This is a genomic window from Filomicrobium insigne, from assembly GCF_900104305.1.
Taxonomy (GTDB): Bacteria; Pseudomonadota; Alphaproteobacteria; order Rhizobiales; family Hyphomicrobiaceae; genus Filomicrobium; species Filomicrobium insigne.
Window position 1 is genome coordinate 112,381 of sequence record NZ_FNJC01000001.1, and the last position, 21,935, is coordinate 134,315.

The window sequence follows — 21,935 nt, forward strand, 5'->3', positions numbered from 1 at the left end:
CTCGGGCGGTAGATGCTGCCGCCAGACCTGACGGCAGCATCCCACATGAGCGGACGTGTCAAAATTTGCGCCCTAGGCCAAGCCGCGCGCGATAAAACGCGCAAATTAACGGCGGATGCCGAGGCGTTCGATGAGCTTCTGATAGCGAGAAACGTCCTTAGCCTTGACATAGTCCAGGAGATGGCGCCGCTGGCTTACCATTTTGAGCAGACCACGACGTGAATGGTTGTCTTTCTTGTGGGTCTTGAAGTGCTCAGTAAGGTAAGTGATGCGTGAGGTCAGAATAGCGATCTGAACTTCTGGAGAACCGGTATCGCCTTCTTTCGTTCCGAACTCCTTTACGAGTTCGGCCTTGCGTTCTGCCGTAATCGACATCGGGATCGTCCTTTCAATTCGAGAAGATACGGAAAGCTTCAGAGCTTTCCCTAGGCGGCCACAGCCGGGATGTCGTCCAGCTGGGTCACAAACATACAACGCGGGCCCATGGGACCCGCGTCGTTGGGGGCTTTATACACGAATACGCGCTCGTGACCAGCATCTTTCGATGCACCTGCGGCCTTGATTCCCGGTAAAGCTGCGTCGCAGGGCAATCAAATTAACGATAAGATGATCACCGCCCTAGATTGAAGACGCGGTTCGGCCTGAGTTGACCTTTTTCCGCGTCACCGATGGCGACGAGCTGTCCCTTGCACATGGCGAAAAACCCGCCTGTGAACACGGGAGCGTCGCGACCGCGCAGAAGTATGGTCTTGCCACGGGCCAGTTCAGACGCGTCCGAAGGGGTTACGGAGAGTTCCGTTAGGTCTTCGAGGGCCGACTCGACGGGTTGGAGATATGAGTCCAACGCTTCCGCTCCGCCTTCCTCGTGGGCGGCCACAAGCTCATCCATGGAAACGGCTTCTTCCTCCGTAAATGAGCCGACGGCAAGGCGCCGGAGCTCACTTACATGGCCATAGCAGCCCAAGGCCCGTCCGAGGTCGCGCGCGATCGCCCGCACATAGGTCCCCTTGCCGCACTCCGCTTCAAAAATCGCGGAGTTCGCATCGACCGCGCCAAGCAGACGTAGATCGTCAATGTTAACAATGCGCGGCTGCAGCTCGACAACCTCGCCGTCTCGGGCGAGATCGTAAGCGCGGTTTCCTGCCACCTTGATCGCTGAGAATTGCGGCGGTACCTGGCTGATTTCGCCTGTGAATTGCGGCAACAGCGCTTCGATCTCAGCAACGGAGGGGCGCGTCTCGGAGCTTGCTACGATCTCGCCTTCCGTATCGTCCGTCGTGCGCTCGTTCCCCCAGGTCACAGTAAAACGATATGCCTTCTCACCATCAACGGCATAGGACACGGTCTTCGTTGCTTCACCGAAAGCGATCGGCAGGATACCTGTTGCCAACGGATCGAGTGTCCCGGCATGGCCTGCCTTCTGTGCATCGAACAGGCGTTTCACTGCGCCCAGCGCTTGGGTCGACGTGCGACCGAGCGGCTTGTCGAGGACGAGCCAACCGTTGACCGCCCTACCTTTCTTTCTTCGTGCCATATGGTGCTCTGCTGATCGGCCGAGAGTGAAATATCCAGCCGCGCGTTGAAGACTAATGCTCAGTCGTTTTCCAGGTCCCGTCGGACGGTGGGGCTGTGCAGCAACTCGTCGATACGCAGCGCTTCATCAAAGCTCCGGTCAGCACGGAAACGGAGTTCCGGGGCATACTTCAAGTTAACGGCATGCGCAATCTCGCCACGTAAAAACCTCTTATTCCGATCGAGCGCGGCAAGAACAGGTTCCATCGCCTCGCCACCGCCAAGCGGCATGACGAATATCGTCGCAAGCTTCAGGTCCGGTGACATACGAACCTCAGGAACCGTGATGACATGTGCCCCGAGGACGTCGTCGTGAATCTCACCGCGCGTTAGCATCTCGGCTATCGCATGCCGGATCATTTCTCCAACGCGCAACTGCCTTTGCGACGGGCCCGCTCCGGCGGGAGATTTGGAGGATCGTTTCGCCATATCAGTTCCGTTGACGGGTCGAAGACCAGCCGTGCCGGTCAACTTCATCCATGACATCGCGGCGGGACAAGCATTGCCGCTATGACGTCAAAGGGGTCGTGCCGTCAGCCGGCCCGACCCCAAACGATCGCCAAGCGATCGGATGTGACTACAGGGTGCGAGCCAGTGTCTCGACCTGGAAGCACTCGATCACGTCGCCCTCGCGTAGGTCCTGATAATTCGCGAAGGACATACCGCATTCCTGACCTACGGGAACTTCCTTCACGTCATCCTTGAAGCGCTTCAGGATTGACAGGCTGCCCTCATGGATAACGACGTTGTCGCGGATCAGGCGAACTTTGGCTCCGCGCTCAACCTTGCCTTCCGTTACACGGCAGCCAGCCACTTTGCCGACCTTAGTGATATTGAAGACCTGTAGGATCTCCGCATTTCCAAGGAATATTTCGCGGATCGTCGGCTCAAGCAGACCGGACATCGCCGCCTTAACGTCATCAACGAGGTCGTAGATGATGTTGTAGTAGCGGATCTCGACACCCTGACTATCGGCGGCCTGTTTGGCTTGGGCGTTGGCGCGAACGTTGAAGCCAAAAATGACAGCGTTCGAGGCGTTCGCCAAAACGACGTCGGACTCTGTGATACCGCCAACGCCGGAGTGCACGATACGCGCTTCGACCTCGTCGGTGCCCATCTTCTTGAGAGCGCCCGCGATGGCTTCGATAGAGCCTTGCACGTCACCCTTGATGACGAGCGGAAACTCTTTCTTGCCCGCTTCGTCCTTGAGCGTTTGCATCATTTGCTCAAGCGTACGCGGCGACCCAGCGGAGCCCAACTTTTCGCGCCGTTTGCGAACACGATAGTCGGTGATCTCGCGGGCACGAGCTTCGTTCTCAACAACGGCGAACTGATCACCTGCTTCAGGCGCCGCATCGAAGCCCAAAACCTCGACAGGAACAGACGGGCCCGCCTTAGCGACGTTCTTTCCGCGATCGTCAATCAACGCGCGGACGCGGCCCCATGCGGTGCCGGCAACGACGATGTCACCAACGGCCAACGTACCGCGCTGAACGAGAACGGTGCCTACCGGACCACGACCGCGTTCGAGCTTAGCCTCGATGACAATACCTTCCGCATTGCGCTCGGGATTGGCCTTGAGATCAAGAATTTCAGCCTGCAGAGCGATAGCCTCGAGTAGTTTGTCGAGGTTCATTTGCTTCAGCGCGGAAACCTCAACTTCGAGTGTCTCACCCGACATGGTTTCGACAACAACCTCGTGCTGCAGCAGCTCCGTGCGGACGCGGTTGGGATCGGCCTGCGGCTTATCAATCTTATTGATAGCCACGATCATCGGCACATCCGCAGCCTTGGCATGGTTGATCGCCTCGATGGTCTGAGGCATCACACCATCGTCGGCAGCAACGACCAGCACGACGATATCCGTGACCTTGGCGCCGCGTGCACGCATGGCCGTGAAGGCTGCGTGGCCTGGCGTATCGATGAACGTGATTTTCTGGCCGGAGCCCGTCTCAACCTGATACGCGCCGATATGCTGCGTGATACCGCCAGCTTCTCCCGAGACGACATTCGCCTTCCGGATAGCGTCGAGAAGCGAGGTTTTACCGTGGTCGACGTGCCCCATAATAGTGACTACGGGAGCACGCTGCACGAGTGTCTCATCGGCATCTGTTTCACCGATAAAGCCCTCTTCAACGTCGGCTTCGGAAACGCGCTTTGACGTATGACCAAACTCGGAGACGAGCAGTTCCGCCGTGTCGGCGTCGATCACGTCGTTGATCTTATGCATCTCGCCCTGCTTCATCAGGTACTTGATGAGATCGACGGCGCGTTCGGCCATGCGGTTGGCGAGTTCCTGAATAGTAATCACTTCAGGAATAATCACCTCACGCGCAATCTTTTCGCGCGGCTGAGCGATACCCATCGCCTTCAGCTTCTCGCGTTCGCGCTTACGCTTCAGAGATGCAAGCGAACGTTCGCGGTTTTCGCGATTAAGAAGCTGATCAACCGTCAGCTTACCGCGCTCACGACGTTCATCACCGGTGCGTGTCGCTGTACGCGATGGCTTGCCGCCACGCTTGTTGCGACCGTCCTCGTCCTCCATCTGCTGTTGTTGCGGAGCGGGAGCTGGCCGTTGCGCACGCTGCGGCTTGGCGACGATCGGCTCATCACCTCCATCGGCCTGACCGCGAGGCGGACCGGGCAATCTAATTTCTTTCGGCTTGCCGCGCTCGCGCGGCTGGAACTGCGTGTCGAGCGAGCGTGGCGCGCGCTGACGTGCAGGCGCATCGCCTTCGGAAGACCTACCCGATGGCCGCCCTTCCCCGCGCTGCGGGCCGTCGCTCTTCCTCGCCGGTGCGGCCGAGCTTTTTGCGCGTGGCTGTTCGCGAGCCGGAGGCGCAGGCTTCGCCGGTTCAGGTGCGGGCGCACTCTTTACTTCTTCGACAGCTGGTGGCGCAGGTTCCGCAGCGACCTCTACAGGCTCGGGTACAGCTTCTGGTGCTGCCGTCGGCTGTTCGCTTTTTTCGGCGACAGGCTCTTTAGCCGCTTCCGACTCTTTTTCCGCCTTAGCCTGGCTTTCTTCGCGCGCCTTTCGCTCAGCCTCCTCAGCATCTTGTGCCGCCTTAGCCGCCTGCAAAGCGCGCTGACGAGCTTCAACTTCGCTGCTGGATAGCTTGTCACCAGACGCCGTATCAGCACTTGGTGCAGGACGCGGCGGTGCGCTGGCCGGCTTGCGCGCTACAGGCGCGGCTGGCTGCTGCGGGGTCGCCGGTGTTATCTCTTCTGCGCCTTGTGGACCTGGCGTAGCGAGCTTGCGCGATTTGCGCTTCTCCACCACGACGGCCTTCGAGCGGCCATGGCTGAAACTCTGCCGAACATGACCGGACTCGACGGTGCGTTGTAGAGAGAGCTGTTTGCGCCCACCTCGAATGGTCTTGTCGGTGGAGTCTTTCGTGTCCGTCATTCGATATCCGTTCAACTCTCTTCGTGTGATCTCAATCCGCGGCGTGATCTAAGATCGTGTCACGGTACGCCGTTGCGCGTTTGGCAATAGCGTTGCCGTATGATGATCGCGTCATCGGTTCTGGTCGGCACCACAGGGCGGAAATAGTCTCCCCATAGTAGAAGTGCCGGGGTCTTGATCCGCAGCGTTTCGCTGCCGGTATTCGGGCTCGGGCTCGGAATAACCCCTGCGCGAGAGCCAATCAATTCTTTGCAGCCTATCATGGCGAACCAACCTTTGCTTCGCCAGAAGCTGCTTTAGCGGTTACAGGAGGGGCAATGCCTCGACGGTAGCGGGCTAATCTTTCAGCTTCGCCCACAAATCGCTTCGCCGCCCCTCCGGGTGTGAGGGCAGCATGTACCACATTTGAGCGCCCCATGGCCAAGCCGATTTCATCAATTGTCAGAATATCAATGATGATTGGCTTAAAGCCACGGTCCGCCGCGATAGCGGTATACTTGCGATCCAACTTGTCACAACCGTCGCGGGCAGCATCAGCTCCGTGTACCAGAGTCGCGATGCGTTCGCGTTCCAACCGCGTATTTATCTTATCGAAGCCACAAACAACGAGGCCTGCCTTGTTGGCGAGCGCGAGGGCTTCGACAACGCGCTGCGTCAATTGACGCTCAACCAAACCGGGAAGATCTTCGGAAACTTCCACCTTACGCTTTAGGCTTCGGGCAAAAGCACGTGCTTTAACGGCAGCGGAGATACTTTCCCTATCGGCCGTAATCCATACGCCGCGACCAGGCAATTTATGTGTCAGATCAGGATATATAGTGTCGCCAGGGCCGGCGACAAATCGGATCAGATCGCCGGTTACCCGCTCAGAACGCGTGAGGGCGCATTGACGGAAGAGGTCTTTCCCTTCCATCCGGCTGGCCTCTCGAATGTCTGGCCGTTCATTTGCGACCACGCGTTGCTGCTCCAATCGTTGAACATCTCCATCGCCCTAGTCGGACGAACCGGCATCGCCGGCATTCGTTTTGCCTGCAGGCTTAGGTGTACCTGAAGAGAAAACGGCTTCAATTTCTTGCGCCTGTGCATCTGCTTCGGAAGGCGCGGCTTCTTCAGCCTCTTCTTCCGGCTCAGCAGATGATGCGAGGTCTTCCGCACTGATCCAGCCTGCCTGAACGCGGGCTGCCATAATCAGTTCTTCAGCCTCTGTGCGTCCGATCTCCATGCCATCAAGGATTCCCTTGTGGCGCACCGGCTCGCTATCTTTTTCGCGCTTACGCTCGACCCAGCCGACGAGGTCATCTGTGGCGCAGTCGGCCAAATCTTCGACGGTCTTGATGCCGTTTTCACCAAACGCGACCAGCATGGCGCTCGTTACGCCAGAAACCTGGCCGAGTTCATCGGCGACACCGAGCTCGCGACGACGCGCATCACGCTCATTCTCGATACGCTCAAGAAAATCGCGCGCACGTGTCTGGATCTCGTTCGCGGTATGCTCATCGAAGCCTTCGATATGTGCGATTTCGGAGAGATCGACGTAAGCGACCTCCTCAATCGAGGCGAAGCCTTCGGTCACCAATAGCTGCGCGATCACCTCGTCAACATCGAGTTGGTCCATGAACATGTTGGACCGCTCGACAAATTCCTTCTGGCGGCGTTCGCTTTCTTCCTGCTCCGTGAGGATATCGATATCCCAGCCCGTCAACTGCGACGCAAGACGCACGTTCTGACCGCGACGGCCGATCGCCAGTGAGAGCTGATTTTCCGGGACCACGACCTCGATCTTGTCGGTATCTTCGTCGAGGACGACCTTGCTCACTTCTGCAGGCGCGAGCGCGTTAACGATGAACTCTGCGGGATCGGGACGCCACTGAATGATGTCGACCTTCTCGCCCTGCAGTTCATTGACAACCGCCTGGACGCGCGAACCGCGCATACCGACGCAAGCGCCGACCGGATCAATGGACGAATCCTTGGAAATAACCGCGATCTTCGCACGTGACCCGGGGTCGCGAGCAACCGATTTGATCTCCACAATGCCGTCGTAGATTTCAGGCACTTCCTGCGCGAACAGCTTCGACATGAATTCAGGGCGCGCACGCGACAGGAAAATCTGCGGGCCGCGTTGTTCCTGACGCACATCGTAGATGTAGGCGCGTGCACGGTCTCCGTAACGGAAATTTTCACGCGGGATCATCTCGTCGCGACGGATGATGGCCTCGGCGCGTCCGAGATCGATGATGACGTTGCCGTACTCGACGCGCTTTACGGTACCGTTGACGATTTCGCCGATGCGATCCTTGTATTCGCCGTATTGGCGCTCACGCTCGGCTTCACGAACCTTCTGGACGATCACCTGCTTGGCGTTCTGCGCAGCGACACGGCCGAAGTCCAACGGCGGCAGCGGCTCAACGATCAGGTCGCCAGCTACGGCGCCCGGCTGACGGCGTTGTGCGCCCTGTACCGAAATTTCAGTCGAGTCATTTTCGACGTTCTCGACGACCGTGATCACACGGGAGAGCTTCGTCTCGCCAGTCTTGGGATCGATCGTACAGCGGATATCGTTTTCCGCGCCGTAACGGGACTTTGCCGCCTTCTGGATCGCATCTTCCATCGCCTGGATCACGATCGTTCGATCGATCGATTTCTCGCGGGCGACAGCGTCTGCAATCTGCAAGAGTTCGAGACGGTTGGCGCTGATACCTGCCATCGCCATGTTGCCTAGTCCTCCAAATCCACTTCGTCGCCGGGACCTACGTCGTTACCGGCATCGTCTGTTTGCCTTGACTTCTTCGCCCGACGCAAGGCTTCGCGCACAAGTTCATCCGTCAAGACCAGCTTGGCATCGCTCACCAGCGAAACCGGAAAGCCAACAACCGTCGGACCAACCTCAGGAAGATCGACCTCCATACGGATCTCACCATCCTCGAAGCCTTCAAGCCGCCCACGGAAGCGTTTGCGGCCGTCCACCATTTCGCTCAGTTCGACCTTCGCCTCGTGATCAGCCCAGTCCTCAAAATCGGATGGACGCACGAGAGGTCTATCAATCCCGGGCGAAGAAATCTCCAAGCGATAGCTGCCTGAGATAACGTCGTGAACATCCAGCAGCGGTGATAGCTGGCGAGAGATCGTCTCGCAATCATTCACCGTAATTGTACCGTCGGGGCGTTCGGCCATGATCTGAACGATCTTGCCTTCACGTCCTTGTATGTGTACTCGCACGAGCCGGAAACCAAGATCCTCCAGGACTGGTTCAGCAAGTTCGGCCACTGCCGCTGCCAATCCTGTCTCCCGGAAAAAGCGCTCGCGCGACGCGCTCGTATCGCCCGCCACAGAGGCCCTCGTCAAATACTGTCGCTAATTCCCAAATGCCATTCCCAAAACAAAAAGAGCGGACCCAGAGGGCCCACTCCCAGAGTTGAGATGATCATGAGCAATTCAAGACTACGTGAAGACTTAGGCACTTGCAAGCGCCTTGTGAAGTTTTTTGAACATTTTGATGGCACAAAATAAGCAGTCTGCGGCTGTACTTGCTCAAGCATTTCGCAGAAAGCGGAAGAAATAGCATCGCCGACCTTCACGGAGGGCTTTTGCTTGGTAGCGGGTCGATGGCCAGTCGTCGGGGCGTAGGCGCCAGTCTTGAGGGCTCGCCGCTTGCCAAGAAAACGGGCTGTCTTGCAAAGCGATGAGCGCTGTGCGGGCATAGTCGCCAATATCGGTGGCGATCCGTAACTCGCCCCCTGCCGCCATGACCCGTGCCAGCTCCGAGATCAGAGATGCGGACACCAAACGGCGCTTATGATGCCGCCGCTTCGGCCAGGGATCTGGAAATAAGATAAACGTTCGGTTGATGCTGGCCGGTGGAAGCCAACGCAAAACCTCGCGCGCATCATCGACATACAAACGAATATTTTGGAGTTCATTCTCCTCAATGGCCGTCAAAGCCTTGACGACGCCGTCCTCGAACGGTTCGCAACCTATCAAACCAACAGAGGGATGATGGGCCGCCTGCCAGATCAAGTGTTCCGCCCCGCCGAAACCGATCTCTAGCCAAACTTCACCGACATTCGCGGAAAAGAGCTCTGTTAGTGACCGAGGCCTCGGTTGGGTGACTTCGAGAGCCAACCTGGGCAGCAGTTCTCGCATGAGCTGTTGTTGGCGCGGACTTAGCGTCCGCCCACGTCGACGGCCGAAGGAACGGAGATCAGCTGGAATTCCTTCACCCTTTTGTGTGGTTTCGCCCATCGCCCCGACCTACGTTGCGCAATTGTTTGGAGAATTCGGTTTCATCAACACAGCTGAACGCGTGAATTTCTATTTCTCTCTAAAAATAGAACAAAACGGCCGCAACGCATGCGCTGCGGCCGTCCAGGTTCGTTCGACAGATTAAGCCGGCTGGATTTACAGCGCCGACTTAATGGCTGCGGCAAGATCGTCTTTTTCCCACGTGAAGCCACCCTGATCGTCTGGTGCACGGCCAAAATGGCCATAAGCTGCCGTGCGAGCATAGATCGGGTTGTTCAGGTTCAGGTGCTCGCGGATGCCGCGCGGCGTCAGCTTCATGACTTCGCGGAGAACCTTTTCCAATTGGGCTTCATCCACCTTGCCTGTGCCATGCGTGTCGACGTAGATCGACAGTGGCTCGGCAACGCCGATTGCGTAGGACAGCTGGATGGTGCAGCGCTCTGCGAGTTCCGCCGCCACGACGTTCTTTGCCAGATAACGTGCCGCATACGCAGCCGAGCGGTCCACCTTCGTCGGATCTTTGCCCGAGAACGCGCCGCCGCCATGGGGCGCCGCGCCGCCATAGGTATCGACGATGATCTTACGTCCCGTGAGACCACAGTCACCATCCGGGCCGCCGATCACGAACTTACCCGTTGGGTTTACGTGCCAGACGGTATCGTTCGACACCCACTCAGCGGGAAGAGTCTTGAGGATATAGGGCTCGACGATTTCACGTACCTGTTTGGACGTGAGATCAGGATCGATGTGCTGCGTCGACAAAACGATCTGCGTGACAGCAACGGGCTTGCCGTTTTCGTAACGCACGGTCACTTGGCTTTTCGCATCCGGTCCAAGCTTAGCAGCGGCACCCTCTTTCGCTTTGCGCGCCTTTGCCAGAACCTCAAGAATCTTGTGGCTGTAGTAGATCGGTGCCGGCATCAGCTCCGGCGTTTCACGGCAGGCATACCCGAACATGATGCCTTGGTCGCCGGCACCTTCGTCCTTGTTGCCGGCTGCATCGACGCCAACTGCGATGTCAGCGGACTGCGGATGCAATAGAACATCAATGTTCGTGTTGGCCCAGTGGAAGCCTTCCTGCTCGTACCCGATGTCTTTGATCGCTTCGCGAATCTTCGCGCTGATCATTTCGGTGGTGACCGTGGACGGCCCACGCGTCTCGCCGGCAACGATTACCTGGTTGGTCGTCGCCAATGTCTCGCACGCGGCACGAATCGACCAGGGATCGATGCCTGCCTTGGGCCCTTCACGGTAAAAAAGATCGACGATCTCATCAGAGATACGATCGCAGACCTTGTCCGGATGACCTTCAGAGACCGATTCACTGGTAAATAAATAGGATGTGCGTGCCAAGCTCGCTCCCTCCATTTGCATTTCATTTTCGATGGGAAGTTGCGGGCCTTGTCGCAAGGTTTTAGGGACGGGTCAAGGCTAGCCCCTGAAACGGGGCCTTGTCGCAGGACGTCTCAGTCCTGCGATTCTTCGTTCGCCAGCGAGCGAACTAGCTCGACAACAGCACGTCGAACGCGCGCGTCCGGAATGCGAGCGAACGCCTTGTTGAGCTCAAAGCCTTCGCGGGTCGTAATGAGATCCGGCACATACTCCGCGGACGCGTCCGCCATGCCTGTGGCTTCTGCAGAATCTCCATTTGGCACCTCGTCATAAAAGAACTGAACCGGCACCCCTAGAACGCGCGCCATGTCGAACAACCGACTTGCGCCAATGCGATTTACACCCTTCTCGTATTTTTGAATCTGCTGGAAAGTCAGTCCCAATCGTTCGCCAAGTTTTTCCTGGCTCATCCCCAGCAGCATACGCCGTAATCTGACACGAGCACCGACATGAACGTCTATCGGGTTCGCCCGGCGCGCATTGCGCTCTTCCTCCACAGTATTCTTGTTATTAAAATCGTTGCCCATGCGAAATACCGGCTCCAAAGTTTACCTTACAGCCTACAGCACGATCGCGTCAGTAAGCAGGACGGACCACGCTCAAACAATTTAAGCTTTCTTATTTGTTGGGTGATCTATACTATAGAGTGCATCAATGCCACCCACTTCGGCAAAATCGTGCCAAGATGTGGTCATTCCTTACTATGAAAGTTGCGTTTCATGGTAGAAGCGGTGCTGTGAAGCCACACCTTTGACACGTCTTATCGTGCCGCATAGCGATTATACTGGACAATAATCCACGTCGTTAGGCTCAACGCGAGCACGCAAAGTAAAAATAGACCGTCGCCATATTGAGCATAAATGGTTGCAGGGCGTGGCTGGGGAAGCTGCGTATCGAGTGTTCCGACCTCGTTAAGATCGAGCTTTCCAATAATACGACCGAACGGATCGATCACAGCGGATATACCGTTATTGGCGACGCGTAATAGGGCCACGCCTTCTTCAACCGCGCGCAAACGCGCTTGATGTAAATGCTGGTGCGGGCCCGTCGTATTACCAAACCAGCCATCGTTGGTCGCATTCACAAGTAGAGCTGGACGATCCTCGCCTTGAACAACTGCTGCGGGAAAAATCGCTTCGTAACAAATCAATGGAGAGAAAGGCGGAAGCCCCGGCACGGAAACTAAGGGACGTGGCGTAGAGCCAATTGAAAAACCGCCGCGGATCCGCGTCAAACTTTCCAAACCAATGGCTTCGAGGAATTCTTGAGCGGGCAGATACTCTCCAAATGGCACGAGATGAATCTTGTCATAGATTGCCCGCGTCTCCCCCTCAGGTCCAAAAGCGATGATCGAATTATAAACCTGACGCTTAGGGAGCGTACTTGGCCGCAACTCATCACCAACGCTGGCCTTTTCCAAGCGCAACGCGCCTGCTACGAGAAATGTGTTTGCAGGCAATAACGTGCCAATTGCAGAAAGCGCGTCCGGCGTTGAAAGTGGTAGAAAAGGCATCGCGGCCTCTGGCCAGAAGACATGCGTAACGCCTTCTAAATCATCCTGTTTTCCAGATTCGGAAATGCGCGACAGACGCAGATGTTCTGCGAAAATTCGTGGCTGCTCGCTCGCCAACCATTTTTCGTGCTGAGGAATGCTCGGCTGTACGATGCGCAATTTTACGCCGTCCACAAACGAATTGGGACCTGGAGCGAGGACCAGTGCTCCATAGATGAATAGTGCAGCTAAAGGCGCCACGGTGAGCGCGACAATTTTCGCTCCGGGACGCGGGGTGCGTGGGTCGGCCAGTACGATCACCGGTGTCGCGGCAATCAACACAGTGAGCAATGTCAATCCGTAGATGCCGAACACGGCCGTAGACTGCATCAAATACAACGGCTGTGTTAACGCATAGCCCAGCACGTTCCAGGGGAAGCCTGTGAAGATATGACCTCTCAGCCATTCCCCGACACCGAAGGCGACAGCCAAAACCGCAACGCGGGATAGTCCGGGCACCCAGAAGCTTCGCGCCGCAGCTGCTGTCACCGCGGTGAACAGCGCAAGGCCCGCTGGCATAAGCGTAACGGCAACGGGCAAAAGCCATCCGAAGATGTGCGCTTCCACCAAGAATGCTTCGCCGATCCAAAACAATCCGAAGAAGAAGTAACCGAAGCCAAACCACCAGCCGTCGAACGCTGCCCTCTTCAAGCTCGTGCGCCATGCCCGCGTGTGTGTCGCTTTGTCAGCCTCAGCATGTGCAAGCGCTTGATCAGATGTTCCATCGATCAACCAGATCAAAACTGGAAGAGTGAAGAACAGTACCGGCCAGAGGAAGAATGGTGCCATGGCGAGCACCGATAGGGCTCCTGCGAGAAACGCGATGCCACGGCGGCGCCATCCTACGGCTTCTCTGACAACCTTAGCCACAGAGGCCAATCGCCGAAGGACACGAGGTGGCTTACGCGCGCTCCGCTGCGGACGATCGATTGTTTCGCTCCCCGTCACGGACGGTTAGCTTTCGCCGACGGACGCGGTCGCAGGACTCGGCTCGGAGTCGGCTTCCGCAACAGGAACGTGAATTTTCAGCTTCTTGACGCGGCGCGGATCAGCGTCCAGCACCTCGAACTCCAGGCCGGAGTGATGTTTGACAAGTTCCCCTCTCGCTGGGACACGCCCCACGATCGTGAACACCAAGCCGCCGAGCGTATCGATCTCTTCCTCTTCTTCGCTCGACAAAATCTTACGGTCGAGGAGTTTTTCCAGCTCTGCGACCGGCGCGCGTGCAGACGCCACAAGGCCCAGCTTCGGATCTTCGGTGATGTTGGGAACTTCGGCCTCGTCGTGTTCGTCTTCGATATCGCCGACGATCTGCTCAACCAAATCTTCAATCGTCACGAGGCCATCCGTGCCTCCGTACTCATCGACGACAAGCGCCATGTGAATACGCGTTGATTGCATTTTGATAAGCAGGTTCATAGCGGGCATGGACGGAGGCACATACAGAACCGGGCGTTTGATCCGAGCAACCGAGACAGGCCGGGTCAAATCTATGGTGCCTAGATTGAGACTGGCAACCGTGGATGACAGCGCTTCTTCAGATGGATCTCCACTCGCACTGTCTGCGGCCTCTGGCGCAGGCGGTGTAACCTCTCGGCCGGCTTCGGTCATGACCCAACGGAAGAAATCCTTGATGTGGACCATTCCGCGCGGATCATCGAGTGTCTCTGCGAACAAGGGAACGCGAGAGACGCCCGCGCGCTCGAACGTCTCGAGCAGATCGGCAATGGAGTCGCTTTCGTCGATCGCGATGATATCGGCACGTGGCACCATGATGTCTTCGACGCGACTGGCACTGAAATGCAGCAAACGCAGCAGCATCTGCCGTTCCTGCGCACTGAAGGAATCGCTCGGTCCTGCCTCGCCCTGCAATGCGTATTCAAGCGTGTCACGCAGTGTTTGGCCGCCCGGCAGTCCAAGCCGTGAGCGCAGAGTGTTAAACCATCCAAAGGCCGTCGAACTTCGAGCATCGTCAGATGTGGACGTCGCGTCGCCGTTGGTGCTTGTCGTGTCGTCGGTACTCATTTCCGTATCACTATTTTCCAATACAATCGCACACTGAGTTCATGATGCTCGGACGTGCTCAGCACGTCAGGTGTGCGTCTTCATTCTTCGGAATCGGCTTCGATGGGCGCATATGGATCAGCGATATCGAGTGTCGCCAGAATGCGCGTTTCAAGTGCTTCCATGCGTGTCGCCTCTTCGTCGGTTTCATGATCGAAACCCACGAGATGGAGGAGACCATGGACAACCAGATGCTGAAGATGGTGGCTTGTCGGAATGCGCATGGCTACGGCTTCGGCCGCCACCGTTTCTGCAGCGAGCACGATATCGCCAATAAAACGCTGCGCTCCGCTTCCAACAGGGAGGCCTGAAGCGACAGGGAACGACAAAACGTTGGTAGGGCTTGACTTTCCACGATAGGCAGCATTGAGCGTGGCTACATGCTCATCGGAAGATAGAGCCAATGCGGCACTGGCCCCTGCAAGCTCTGCTTCGGGCTCTGTTGCTGCGGCTTGGGCAGCACGACGTATGATGTTGTCGATATCGGGAACGCTGGACCAATCACCAGCTTCGTGCACGACATCGAGTTCAATAGTCTGCGCAGCTGGACTAGGAGGTTCGCTGCCGTCTTGCTCGCTGCCTTCGCTTGAGCGTCTACTGTCGCAGGGATCGTTCATCGCGGGCGCTGGCCCTCAGAGGCCTTATCGTACGCAGTTACAATGCGCGCCACGAGATCGCGGCGCACGACATCCGTATTGGAAAACCGGATTGACTGAATGCCTTCGACGTCTTGCAGGAGACGAACTGCCTCTTCCAACCCGGACGTTTGCCCTGGCGGTAGATCAATCTGACTTGGGTCGCCTGTGACGACCATTTTTGCGTTCTCTCCCAAACGGGTCAGAAACATCTTCATCTGCATGCTCGTCGTATTCTGCGCTTCATCCAGAATAACGAAAGCGTTGGCGAGCGTTCGGCCGCGCATGAAAGCGAGTGGAGCGACTTCGATGACACCCGTCTCGATGTCGCGCTCAACCTTCTCGGGCGGCAGCAGATCATAAAGCGCATCGTATAGGGGACGCAAATAGGGGTCGACCTTGTCGCGCATGTCGCCGGGCAGAAACCCCAGACGCTCACCTGCCTCTACGGCTGGGCGCGACAGGATCAAGCGTTCAACGAGTCCACGCTCCAGGCAGTGGGCGGCATAGGCGACGGCAAGATAGGTTTTTCCCGTGCCCGCAGGGCCAATCCCGAACACCAGATCGACACGTTCCATCGCGCGCATATAGGTGCTTTGGGCGGGTGTCCGCGCCTTGACGACACGACGGCGGGTCGCGATCTGAGCTTGTCCATCCGTTGCTGGTGTTTCCTGCCTGGCATGGCGGATTAGGCCATCGAAATCGCCCGCGCCGATCGGTTCGCCATTCGCGATACGCCGATAAAGCTGTTCCAGAACGTCTCGGGCCAACCCGACTGCTGGCTCCGAGCCTGTCAGAATGATGACGTTGCCATGAGCATGCGCCTCTACGCCAAGGCGATCCTCAATAAGAGCTAGGTGACAATCGAACTCTCCCAACAACTGTGTCAGGAAGCGATTGTCTTCAAAGGGCACGACGATGCGTTTGGAAACGCCTTGCGATCTTTGGGCGCGCCCAGGCCCGGTCACGGATTGCCCGCGAAAGCCTGTCAAATTAGAGGTCTCCCATGCCCGGCCCTTACGTTGGCTTCACAACCACCCAGTTCTTCAGTTGCTAGCATAACTGGCCGCGATTCCGAATCAACCTGATAGGTGGACATTCATACTCCGCTTTCAAGCAGCTCGTATGACACCCGACAACGACTTCATGCCGGCGGCTGAGATTTCCACTGGAATGACACGTCCGAGGTATTCTGGAGCCCCTTCAACATGAACGGGTTGCAGATACGGCGAACGACCAACGAGCTGTCCCGCCTGACGGCCTGGACGTTCAAACAGCACCTGCACTATTTTGCCAACACAGCCCTCATTGAAACGCGATGCCTGAGCTTCAAGACGTTCCTGAAGGCGATGGAGGCGCTCGGTCTTGACGCCTTCGGGCACCTGTTCTGCAATTTTTGCAGCCGGTGTACCAGGGCGGGCAGAATATTTGAATGAGAAGGCCTGGGCGAAACCAATTTCCTCGACGAGCGCAAGCGTTGCGTCGAAATCTTCCTGCGTTTCACTCGGAAAGCCCACAATGATATCGGTGGACAATGCGATGTCCGGCCGGACTTTGCGCAGGCGCTCGATCACGCGACGGTAGTCATCCGCGGTGTGTTTGCGGTTCATGGCGGCCAGAATGCGGTCGCTGCCTGACTGAAAAGGCAGGTGTAGGTACGGCATCAGTTTTTCCTGATCCCGGTGGGCCGCAAACAAATCTTCGCTCATATCGTTGGGGTGGCTGGTCGTGTAACGCAAGCGCTCAAGGCCATCGATTTCGGCTAGGCGATTTATCAACCCGGCAAGCGAACATGTGGCTCCGTCGGGTCCTTCGCCGTGGTAGGCGTTTACGTTTTGACCCAGCAACGTCAGCTCGCGAACGCCACGCGCGACGAGGCTTTCCGCTTCCGCGACGATCGCGGCGACCGGACGCGAATACTCCATACCTCGCGTGTAGGGTACGACGCAGAACGTACAGAATTTATCGCAACCCTCCTGAATCGTAAGGAATGCCGACGCGGGTGCGATTTGAGTTCCAGGAACCGTGGCCGCACGCGCAGGAAGATTCGCGAACTTGTCCTCTTCTGGAAAAGCCACCTCGACAATGCGCCGGGATTCGCTTTGCGCTCGGAAAACGAGTTCAGGCAGACGGTGATAGCTTTGCGGGCCTATCACGAGATCAACGACCGGCGCGCGGGCGATAATCTCAGATCCCTCGGCCTGAGCGACGCAACCGGCTACGGCGACGACGGTGTTCTGACCAGCCTGGCGCCGTTCTTCCTTCACTTCACGGATGCGTCCGAGATCGGAATAGACCTTCTCCGCCGCTTTTTCGCGGATGTGACACGTATTCAAAACAATGAGTTCAGCGGATTCCGGCGTATCGGCCACGGTATAGCCGTACTGCGCCAAAGCTTCGGTCATCCGTTCGGAGTCGTAGACGTTCATCTGGCAACCGAACGTCTTTACGAAGACCTTCTTGGTCCCCGGCATTGTGCACTCTCCGTCAGAGTCAGAATTAAACTCCGTCAGCTTGGACACGTCGCACCCTTATATTTTCCAGTATTGCAGCGCTTTGCGCCGGGTCTTCCATGACGATCCTGTGATGGGTAAATTCCCGTGAAAACAGGTCTTTGCCCTCATTGTGACGGTCGTCACCAAGGATTTAGTGACACAAAGAATTTGTTGGTGCAATGCACCCGAATTGAGGTGGTGAATAGCGTGTGTTTGTCGCAGGGCACGCTGAAACGCCGACGTTTCTTACCCGTAACTACGTTTCGCTTCCGACTGTGGCGGAGAAGCACCCTCAGCCTCGGATGGCGTTTGGGCTGGTTCGAGCAACTCGTCGGACGTTACACCGCGCATGATGCGTACGTGTTCCTTGCGGATTTCTTCCTCGCTGTATTTGGCGAGCGCTTTGCGGTCCATGAAGGCATCGAGCGGTACCGGCCGCCCAATCTTGATCACGGCATCTATCGGTCCAGCCTGCAACAGCTGCCAAGCGTGCGGCGCCATGTCCATATCGCCATACCAGCCCACCAGCGGCCGGTCTGCGCGTGACAAAGGGATGCCGTGCAACCGTGTGTAAGCAATGGTGAGCGTTTGCACGAGAACCTGACGGTTCTCCGGCGAACTCCCAGCCGCGGGCGCGCTGGTCGCGTCCTCTTTGTCGCGCCGGATAGCGGCACGCAACGCGGAAGGCTTTGCTGCGGCAAACAACGACGTCTTGAACGGTAAGACGCGGTTGCCATCACTCGATGTCCCTTCGGCGAAGAGCACGAGCGAGTCCCCCGCACGTAGTCTTGTCAGGATTTCCTCTGTGGTGTCCCCCACAGATGCGCGCCGCTCGCGATCGATAAATATCGTTCGCTGCAATTTCGCCAATGAGGAAACGAATGGCCAAGCGCCGACTTCCTTCTTCGCGATGAAGGAGACCGGCGCGACCGAGGAAATGACGGGGATGTCGAGCCAGGACGTGTGGTTTGATACGATAAGTACAGGGTTGTCGCGCGCAATATTGCCTTCGACCTGAACCCGCAAGCCCAGCAGCCGACAAACTTTTTTATGGTACCAACTGGGGAAGCGCCTCGCGTAACGCGGGCTGAACCGGACAAATACCGCCTGTAGCGGCATCAACGGCAATGTCAGCCCCATAAACAATACCAGGATATTGCTGGCGCGGAGCCAACTCATGGGACGTTCGCAGGTTGGGCGCCGCAGCAAATGCCGCGCGCAAAGGGCCAAGTTGTGGTTTCGGCCATCGGCATGCCGAACTCCGTGGAATCGGGTTTATCGTAATTGGTTATAGGCCAGTGGGTCTGACCACGTCTATCGCCTGCGCATCACAGACTACAAGACAAAGTCAGAGCATCGCAGGAGGTCCCATCACTACGCTGGTAATAATTCTTGCGCAGACCGATCTGCTCAAAACCTAGTCTCTCATAGAGGGCAATCGCGGCGACATTATCAGCGGCGACCTCCAGATGAAGGCGTTCACCACCGCCGGCGGCTACGGCGCGCATCAAGCCTTCAACGAGACGTTTGGCAATACCTCGCCGCTGGAAAGGCGCACATACTCCAAGGGTCAGAATTTCTGCTTCATCGGCTGCTATGCGACCGATGATAAACCCAGCTGGCGCCGGAGGGTTTTCCGGGTGCAACCGCAGCTTGGCCACAAGCGCCGTGGCGCCAGGTGAGGCCAATAAGTTACGCAGGCTCTCCTCGCTCCAGGCTGGATCGAACAAGCCTGCGTGCATGCTGGAAACTTCAGCTGCCCCCTCGGCCTCGACCCACAGAAGACTTAGGTTCTTAAAATCCAGCTGATACTGATCATCGGACATCATATCGTAACTCGGGCTATTGATTTGCCGACTTGAGGCTTTGCGTCAGCCGGCCGCAAATAAAGTGGGTTCGGCGAACCAGCGGGTAGAATATGAGGTGCCATTGCTGCCAAGTCCTCGGCGCGAGGCAGCTCAATTGAAGCAAACACCCGATACTTTGCAGGCGCGTGACGAGCGACGGCATCCGCCGCGGAGCCTGCCAAGGCATAAATTCCCTCTGTGGCCTGGCTGGCTGCCTCTTCGGGGGTGAGGACTTGAGGTTCGCAGAGCGCTGCAAGTCCACCGCCACGCGAAAAGCGCTGCCAATAGACCTGTCCGCGACGCGCGTCGGCGGCGACTGCGATTGCTGCCACGTCCGGCATATTGTTCAGATGCCGGGCAACTTGCTGTGCAACGACAGCAAGGCTCGTGGCGGTCACGACTGGAACATTCATCGCCAGCGCCAATGCGCGTGCTGCTGCTATCGCTATGCGCGTGCCGGTGAACGTCCCAGGCCCAACGGTTACAGCAATCCGATCGACATCCTCGAACGTAAGTCCGGCCGTGTCGACGACCTCAGAGATCATAGGAATCAAACGTTCCGCCTGACCTGTCGCCATCGGTTCGAACGCGCACGCGCGCACGCCTTCGCCGCCGTCGGAGAAGACGGCAGCGGAACAGGCATCAAGGCACGTATCAAAGGCCAGAATATTCATAGGAGGAGAGCCTATACTCTCCGAATTCGGAATTCACCTGTTTCGCACGGCGAATAGAATGATTTCGGCTGTCTATGATCGTGCAGGTTGCCTATCAAATGATCTGTGCCATCTCGGCAAATGCGAGACGCGGTCCTCTTGGGCGAAGCCCCGTGGGGTCGCCATAGCCGATATTGCAAAGGAAGTTCGACTTCGTATTTGTGCCGGCGAAGAATTCCTTATCAACGCCCGCGTTATCGAAACCGGACATGGGGCCACAATCGAGGCCCAGTGCTCGCGCCGCGAGGATCATATAGGCTCCCTGAAGCGAACCGTTGCGAAATGCCGTTTCTTGAATTTTAGACTCTTTGCCGGTGAACCAACTCCGAGCATCCGTGTGCGGAAAGAGTTTTGGTAGCTGTTCATAAAATTCGAGATCGTAGCCAATAATCACACACACGGGAGCCTGCATCGTCTTTTCGGCGTTGCCGGAGGACAGATACGGTTTCAACCGCTGCTTTGCTTGATCCGACTTCACGAACAGGAAGCGCGCCGGTGAACAGTTGGCGCTGGTCGGCCCCATTTTTGCGATGTCAACGAGACGTTCCAGAACCTCGTTGGACACCTCCTTATCCTGCCACTTGTTGTGGGTTCTGGCAGACAGGAAAAGTTGGTCGAGCGCGGCGTCTTCAAGCGGGTTTTTCTGCGTCAAAGCGGATCACCTCAGGCCAGTTGTTTCGATCGTAGGACTGATAAACGAAAAGCCCCGCCAATCTGACGGGGCCTCCCAAACTTCCTTCCAGGACAGGCCGTTGCCTGTGAGAGGCTAGACCGCCTGAACTTCCTGAACCTCTGGGCAGAAATGCCGCAACAAATTCTCAATGCCATGGCGCAGCGTCGCTGTTGATGACGGGCAGCCGGCGCAGGCTCCTCGCATATGTAGATAGACGACGCCGTCGCGGAACCCGGAAAATGTGATGTCACCACCGTCCTGCGCAACGGCAGGGCGAACACGCGTTTCCAAAAGGTCACGAATGGTAGCAACTATTTCCTCGTCCTTCGGATCGTAGCTACCGACAGCTGAATCATTGCCGGCTTCACTTTCTACGACCTGAGCATCCGACATATAGTGCTCCATGATCGCGCCAAGGACCATCGGCTTGAGATGCTGCCAATCGCCTTCGCCCTTGGTCACGGAGATAAAGTCGGCGCCGAAGAAAACGCCGTCCACACCGTCGATTTCAAACAGCCTCTGAGCAAGCGGCGACCCTGTGGTTTCGGCGCGGTCCCGATAATCGGCCGTACCGGATGCCAGGACCTGCCTGCCGGGGATGAACTTTAGCGTTGCGGGGTTCGGCGTTAGCTCGGTCTGGATAAACATGGGTCCATCGTCTCCCGATTTATGGCCGTGCGCCGACGTTATCATAACTTACGTCGATCCGGCCTGCACGGCAGTTATTAGAATTATTCTAGTCTTAGATAGACGAGATGATGGAAAAAGTCGATACCTGCGGAGAGAACCGCAACCCGAAAACTCCCATTCGACCATCAAAATCACACGCTTAGGCGAGTGATTTGATCTCTTCAAGGGTCAGACTTCCTGGAACGATCGTTGCAGGAATAGGGAAGGGTCCCCCGGTGGAGCCAGATGCCAGGGAGGAAACGAGCGGGCCTGGACCGTCCGATCCGGTAGCGGCGCCGAGAACAAGGATGGCGATGTCCTCATCTTCGTCAATGACGCGGACGATCTCTTCAGCCTCATTACCCTCGCCGATGACCTCTTCGGTCGACACGTCTTCGAAGCCGGATTGATTGAGCTTGCGACGAAAGAGGCGGAAGAGCGCCTTTGCTTTGGCAGTTTCTTCTTCAATGTGGACCTGACGCACGCCCATCCAGTGTTGAAATTCCTGCGGCTGAATGACGTACAGCATGACGATCGAACCGCCAGAATGCTGCACACGGCTTGCCGCGTAATACAACGCCGCGTTGACTTCCTCGGAGTTGTCTATGACGAGGAGAAATTTGCGCCGGTGGCCGGCTTCGAATGAAAGGCGTTTTTTCATCATGCTTATGCTGC

Annotated in this window: 22 protein-coding genes; all 22 read right to left on the minus strand. The window is 57.1% G+C overall.

Annotation, left to right across the window (positions count from 1 at the left end; translation table 11 throughout):
• Window positions 1–105 precede the first annotated feature (105 nt).
• A complete protein-coding gene (rpsO, locus tag BLS30_RS00530) occupies window positions 106–375 on the minus strand; it encodes a 30S ribosomal protein S15 (protein ID WP_046478234.1) in 270 nt (89 codons plus the stop codon).
• A gap of 235 nt (window positions 376–610) precedes the next feature.
• On the minus strand, window positions 611–1,534 hold the full coding sequence (gene truB, locus BLS30_RS00535) for a tRNA pseudouridine(55) synthase TruB (RefSeq protein WP_090225854.1): 924 nt from the start codon (window positions 1,532–1,534) through the stop codon (window positions 611–613).
• A 59-nt stretch (window positions 1,535–1,593) separates the two neighbouring features.
• Complete coding sequence (gene rbfA / locus BLS30_RS00540; RefSeq protein ID WP_046480242.1) at window positions 1,594–2,001, minus strand: 30S ribosome-binding factor RbfA; 408 nt, start codon at window positions 1,999–2,001, stop codon at window positions 1,594–1,596.
• Window positions 2,002–2,149: 148 nt separating this feature from the next.
• Window positions 2,150–4,978, minus strand: a complete 2,829-nt coding sequence (infB, locus tag BLS30_RS00545) for a translation initiation factor IF-2 (RefSeq protein ID WP_090225857.1) — start codon at window positions 4,976–4,978, stop codon at window positions 2,150–2,152.
• A 59-nt stretch (window positions 4,979–5,037) separates the two neighbouring features.
• Window positions 5,038–5,241: a hypothetical protein gene (locus tag BLS30_RS00550; RefSeq protein WP_046478231.1), complete on the minus strand. Its 204-nt coding sequence runs from the start codon at window positions 5,239–5,241 to the stop codon at window positions 5,038–5,040.
• On the minus strand, window positions 5,238–5,933 hold the full coding sequence (locus BLS30_RS00555) for an RNA-binding protein (protein ID WP_244512331.1): 696 nt from the start codon (window positions 5,931–5,933) through the stop codon (window positions 5,238–5,240). Before BLS30_RS00555 ends, BLS30_RS00550 begins: the two co-directional genes overlap by 4 nt.
• A 36-nt stretch (window positions 5,934–5,969) precedes the next feature.
• Entirely contained in the window at window positions 5,970–7,691 is a 1,722-nt protein-coding gene (nusA, locus tag BLS30_RS00560; protein WP_076605311.1) for a transcription termination factor NusA, read from the minus strand.
• A gap of 5 nt (window positions 7,692–7,696) precedes the next feature.
• Entirely contained in the window at window positions 7,697–8,323 is a 627-nt protein-coding gene (gene rimP / locus BLS30_RS00565) for a ribosome maturation factor RimP (protein WP_046478229.1), read from the minus strand.
• Window positions 8,324–8,509: 186 nt separating this feature from the next.
• Window positions 8,510–9,220 carry a tRNA (guanosine(46)-N7)-methyltransferase TrmB gene (trmB, locus tag BLS30_RS00570; protein ID WP_090225860.1) on the minus strand — a complete coding sequence of 237 codons (711 nt, stop codon included), beginning with the start codon at window positions 9,218–9,220 and terminating at the stop codon, window positions 8,510–8,512.
• 156 nt (window positions 9,221–9,376) lie between these two features.
• Window positions 9,377–10,588 (minus strand): methionine adenosyltransferase, encoded by a 1,212-nt coding sequence (gene metK / locus BLS30_RS00575; RefSeq protein WP_046478227.1) that lies wholly within the window; start codon window positions 10,586–10,588, stop codon window positions 9,377–9,379.
• Window positions 10,589–10,686: 98 nt separating this feature from the next.
• Entirely contained in the window at window positions 10,687–11,139 is a 453-nt protein-coding gene (locus BLS30_RS00580; protein WP_090225862.1) for a helix-turn-helix domain-containing protein, read from the minus strand.
• 233 nt (window positions 11,140–11,372) lie between these two features.
• Window positions 11,373–13,034, minus strand: coding sequence for an apolipoprotein N-acyltransferase (gene lnt, locus BLS30_RS00585; RefSeq protein WP_244512332.1), 1,662 nt, complete (start codon window positions 13,032–13,034; stop codon window positions 11,373–11,375).
• A gap of 84 nt (window positions 13,035–13,118) precedes the next feature.
• Window positions 13,119–14,189 (minus strand): hemolysin family protein, encoded by a 1,071-nt coding sequence (locus BLS30_RS00590; protein ID WP_090225865.1) that lies wholly within the window; start codon window positions 14,187–14,189, stop codon window positions 13,119–13,121.
• Between the two features lie 80 nt (window positions 14,190–14,269).
• Entirely contained in the window at window positions 14,270–14,845 is a 576-nt protein-coding gene (gene ybeY / locus BLS30_RS00595) for an rRNA maturation RNase YbeY (protein ID WP_090225868.1), read from the minus strand.
• Window positions 14,842–15,855 carry a PhoH family protein gene (locus tag BLS30_RS00600; RefSeq protein WP_170832379.1) on the minus strand — a complete coding sequence of 338 codons (1,014 nt, stop codon included), beginning with the start codon at window positions 15,853–15,855 and terminating at the stop codon, window positions 14,842–14,844. The genes ybeY and BLS30_RS00600 overlap by 4 nt, the downstream gene beginning before the upstream one ends.
• Window positions 15,856–15,975: 120 nt before the next feature.
• Window positions 15,976–17,337, minus strand: a complete 1,362-nt coding sequence (miaB, locus tag BLS30_RS00605) for a tRNA (N6-isopentenyl adenosine(37)-C2)-methylthiotransferase MiaB (protein ID WP_090225870.1) — start codon at window positions 17,335–17,337, stop codon at window positions 15,976–15,978.
• 267 nt (window positions 17,338–17,604) lie between these two features.
• Window positions 17,605–18,537, minus strand: a complete 933-nt coding sequence (gene olsA / locus BLS30_RS00610; RefSeq protein WP_090225873.1) for a lyso-ornithine lipid O-acyltransferase — start codon at window positions 18,535–18,537, stop codon at window positions 17,605–17,607.
• A gap of 149 nt (window positions 18,538–18,686) precedes the next feature.
• Entirely contained in the window at window positions 18,687–19,187 is a 501-nt protein-coding gene (locus BLS30_RS00615) for a GNAT family N-acetyltransferase (protein WP_046478222.1), read from the minus strand.
• Window positions 19,184–19,879 (minus strand): tRNA (adenosine(37)-N6)-threonylcarbamoyltransferase complex dimerization subunit type 1 TsaB, encoded by a 696-nt coding sequence (tsaB, locus tag BLS30_RS00620; protein ID WP_090225876.1) that lies wholly within the window; start codon window positions 19,877–19,879, stop codon window positions 19,184–19,186. Before tsaB ends, BLS30_RS00615 begins: the two co-directional genes overlap by 4 nt.
• 94 nt (window positions 19,880–19,973) lie before the next feature.
• Window positions 19,974–20,570 (minus strand): malonic semialdehyde reductase, encoded by a 597-nt coding sequence (locus BLS30_RS00625; protein WP_046478220.1) that lies wholly within the window; start codon window positions 20,568–20,570, stop codon window positions 19,974–19,976.
• A gap of 114 nt (window positions 20,571–20,684) precedes the next feature.
• On the minus strand, window positions 20,685–21,239 hold the full coding sequence (locus BLS30_RS00630; protein WP_090225878.1) for a NifU family protein: 555 nt from the start codon (window positions 21,237–21,239) through the stop codon (window positions 20,685–20,687).
• 181 nt (window positions 21,240–21,420) lie between these two features.
• Complete coding sequence (locus tag BLS30_RS00635) at window positions 21,421–21,924, minus strand: universal stress protein (protein WP_046478218.1); 504 nt, start codon at window positions 21,922–21,924, stop codon at window positions 21,421–21,423.
• Between the last annotated feature and the right edge of the window lie 11 nt (window positions 21,925–21,935).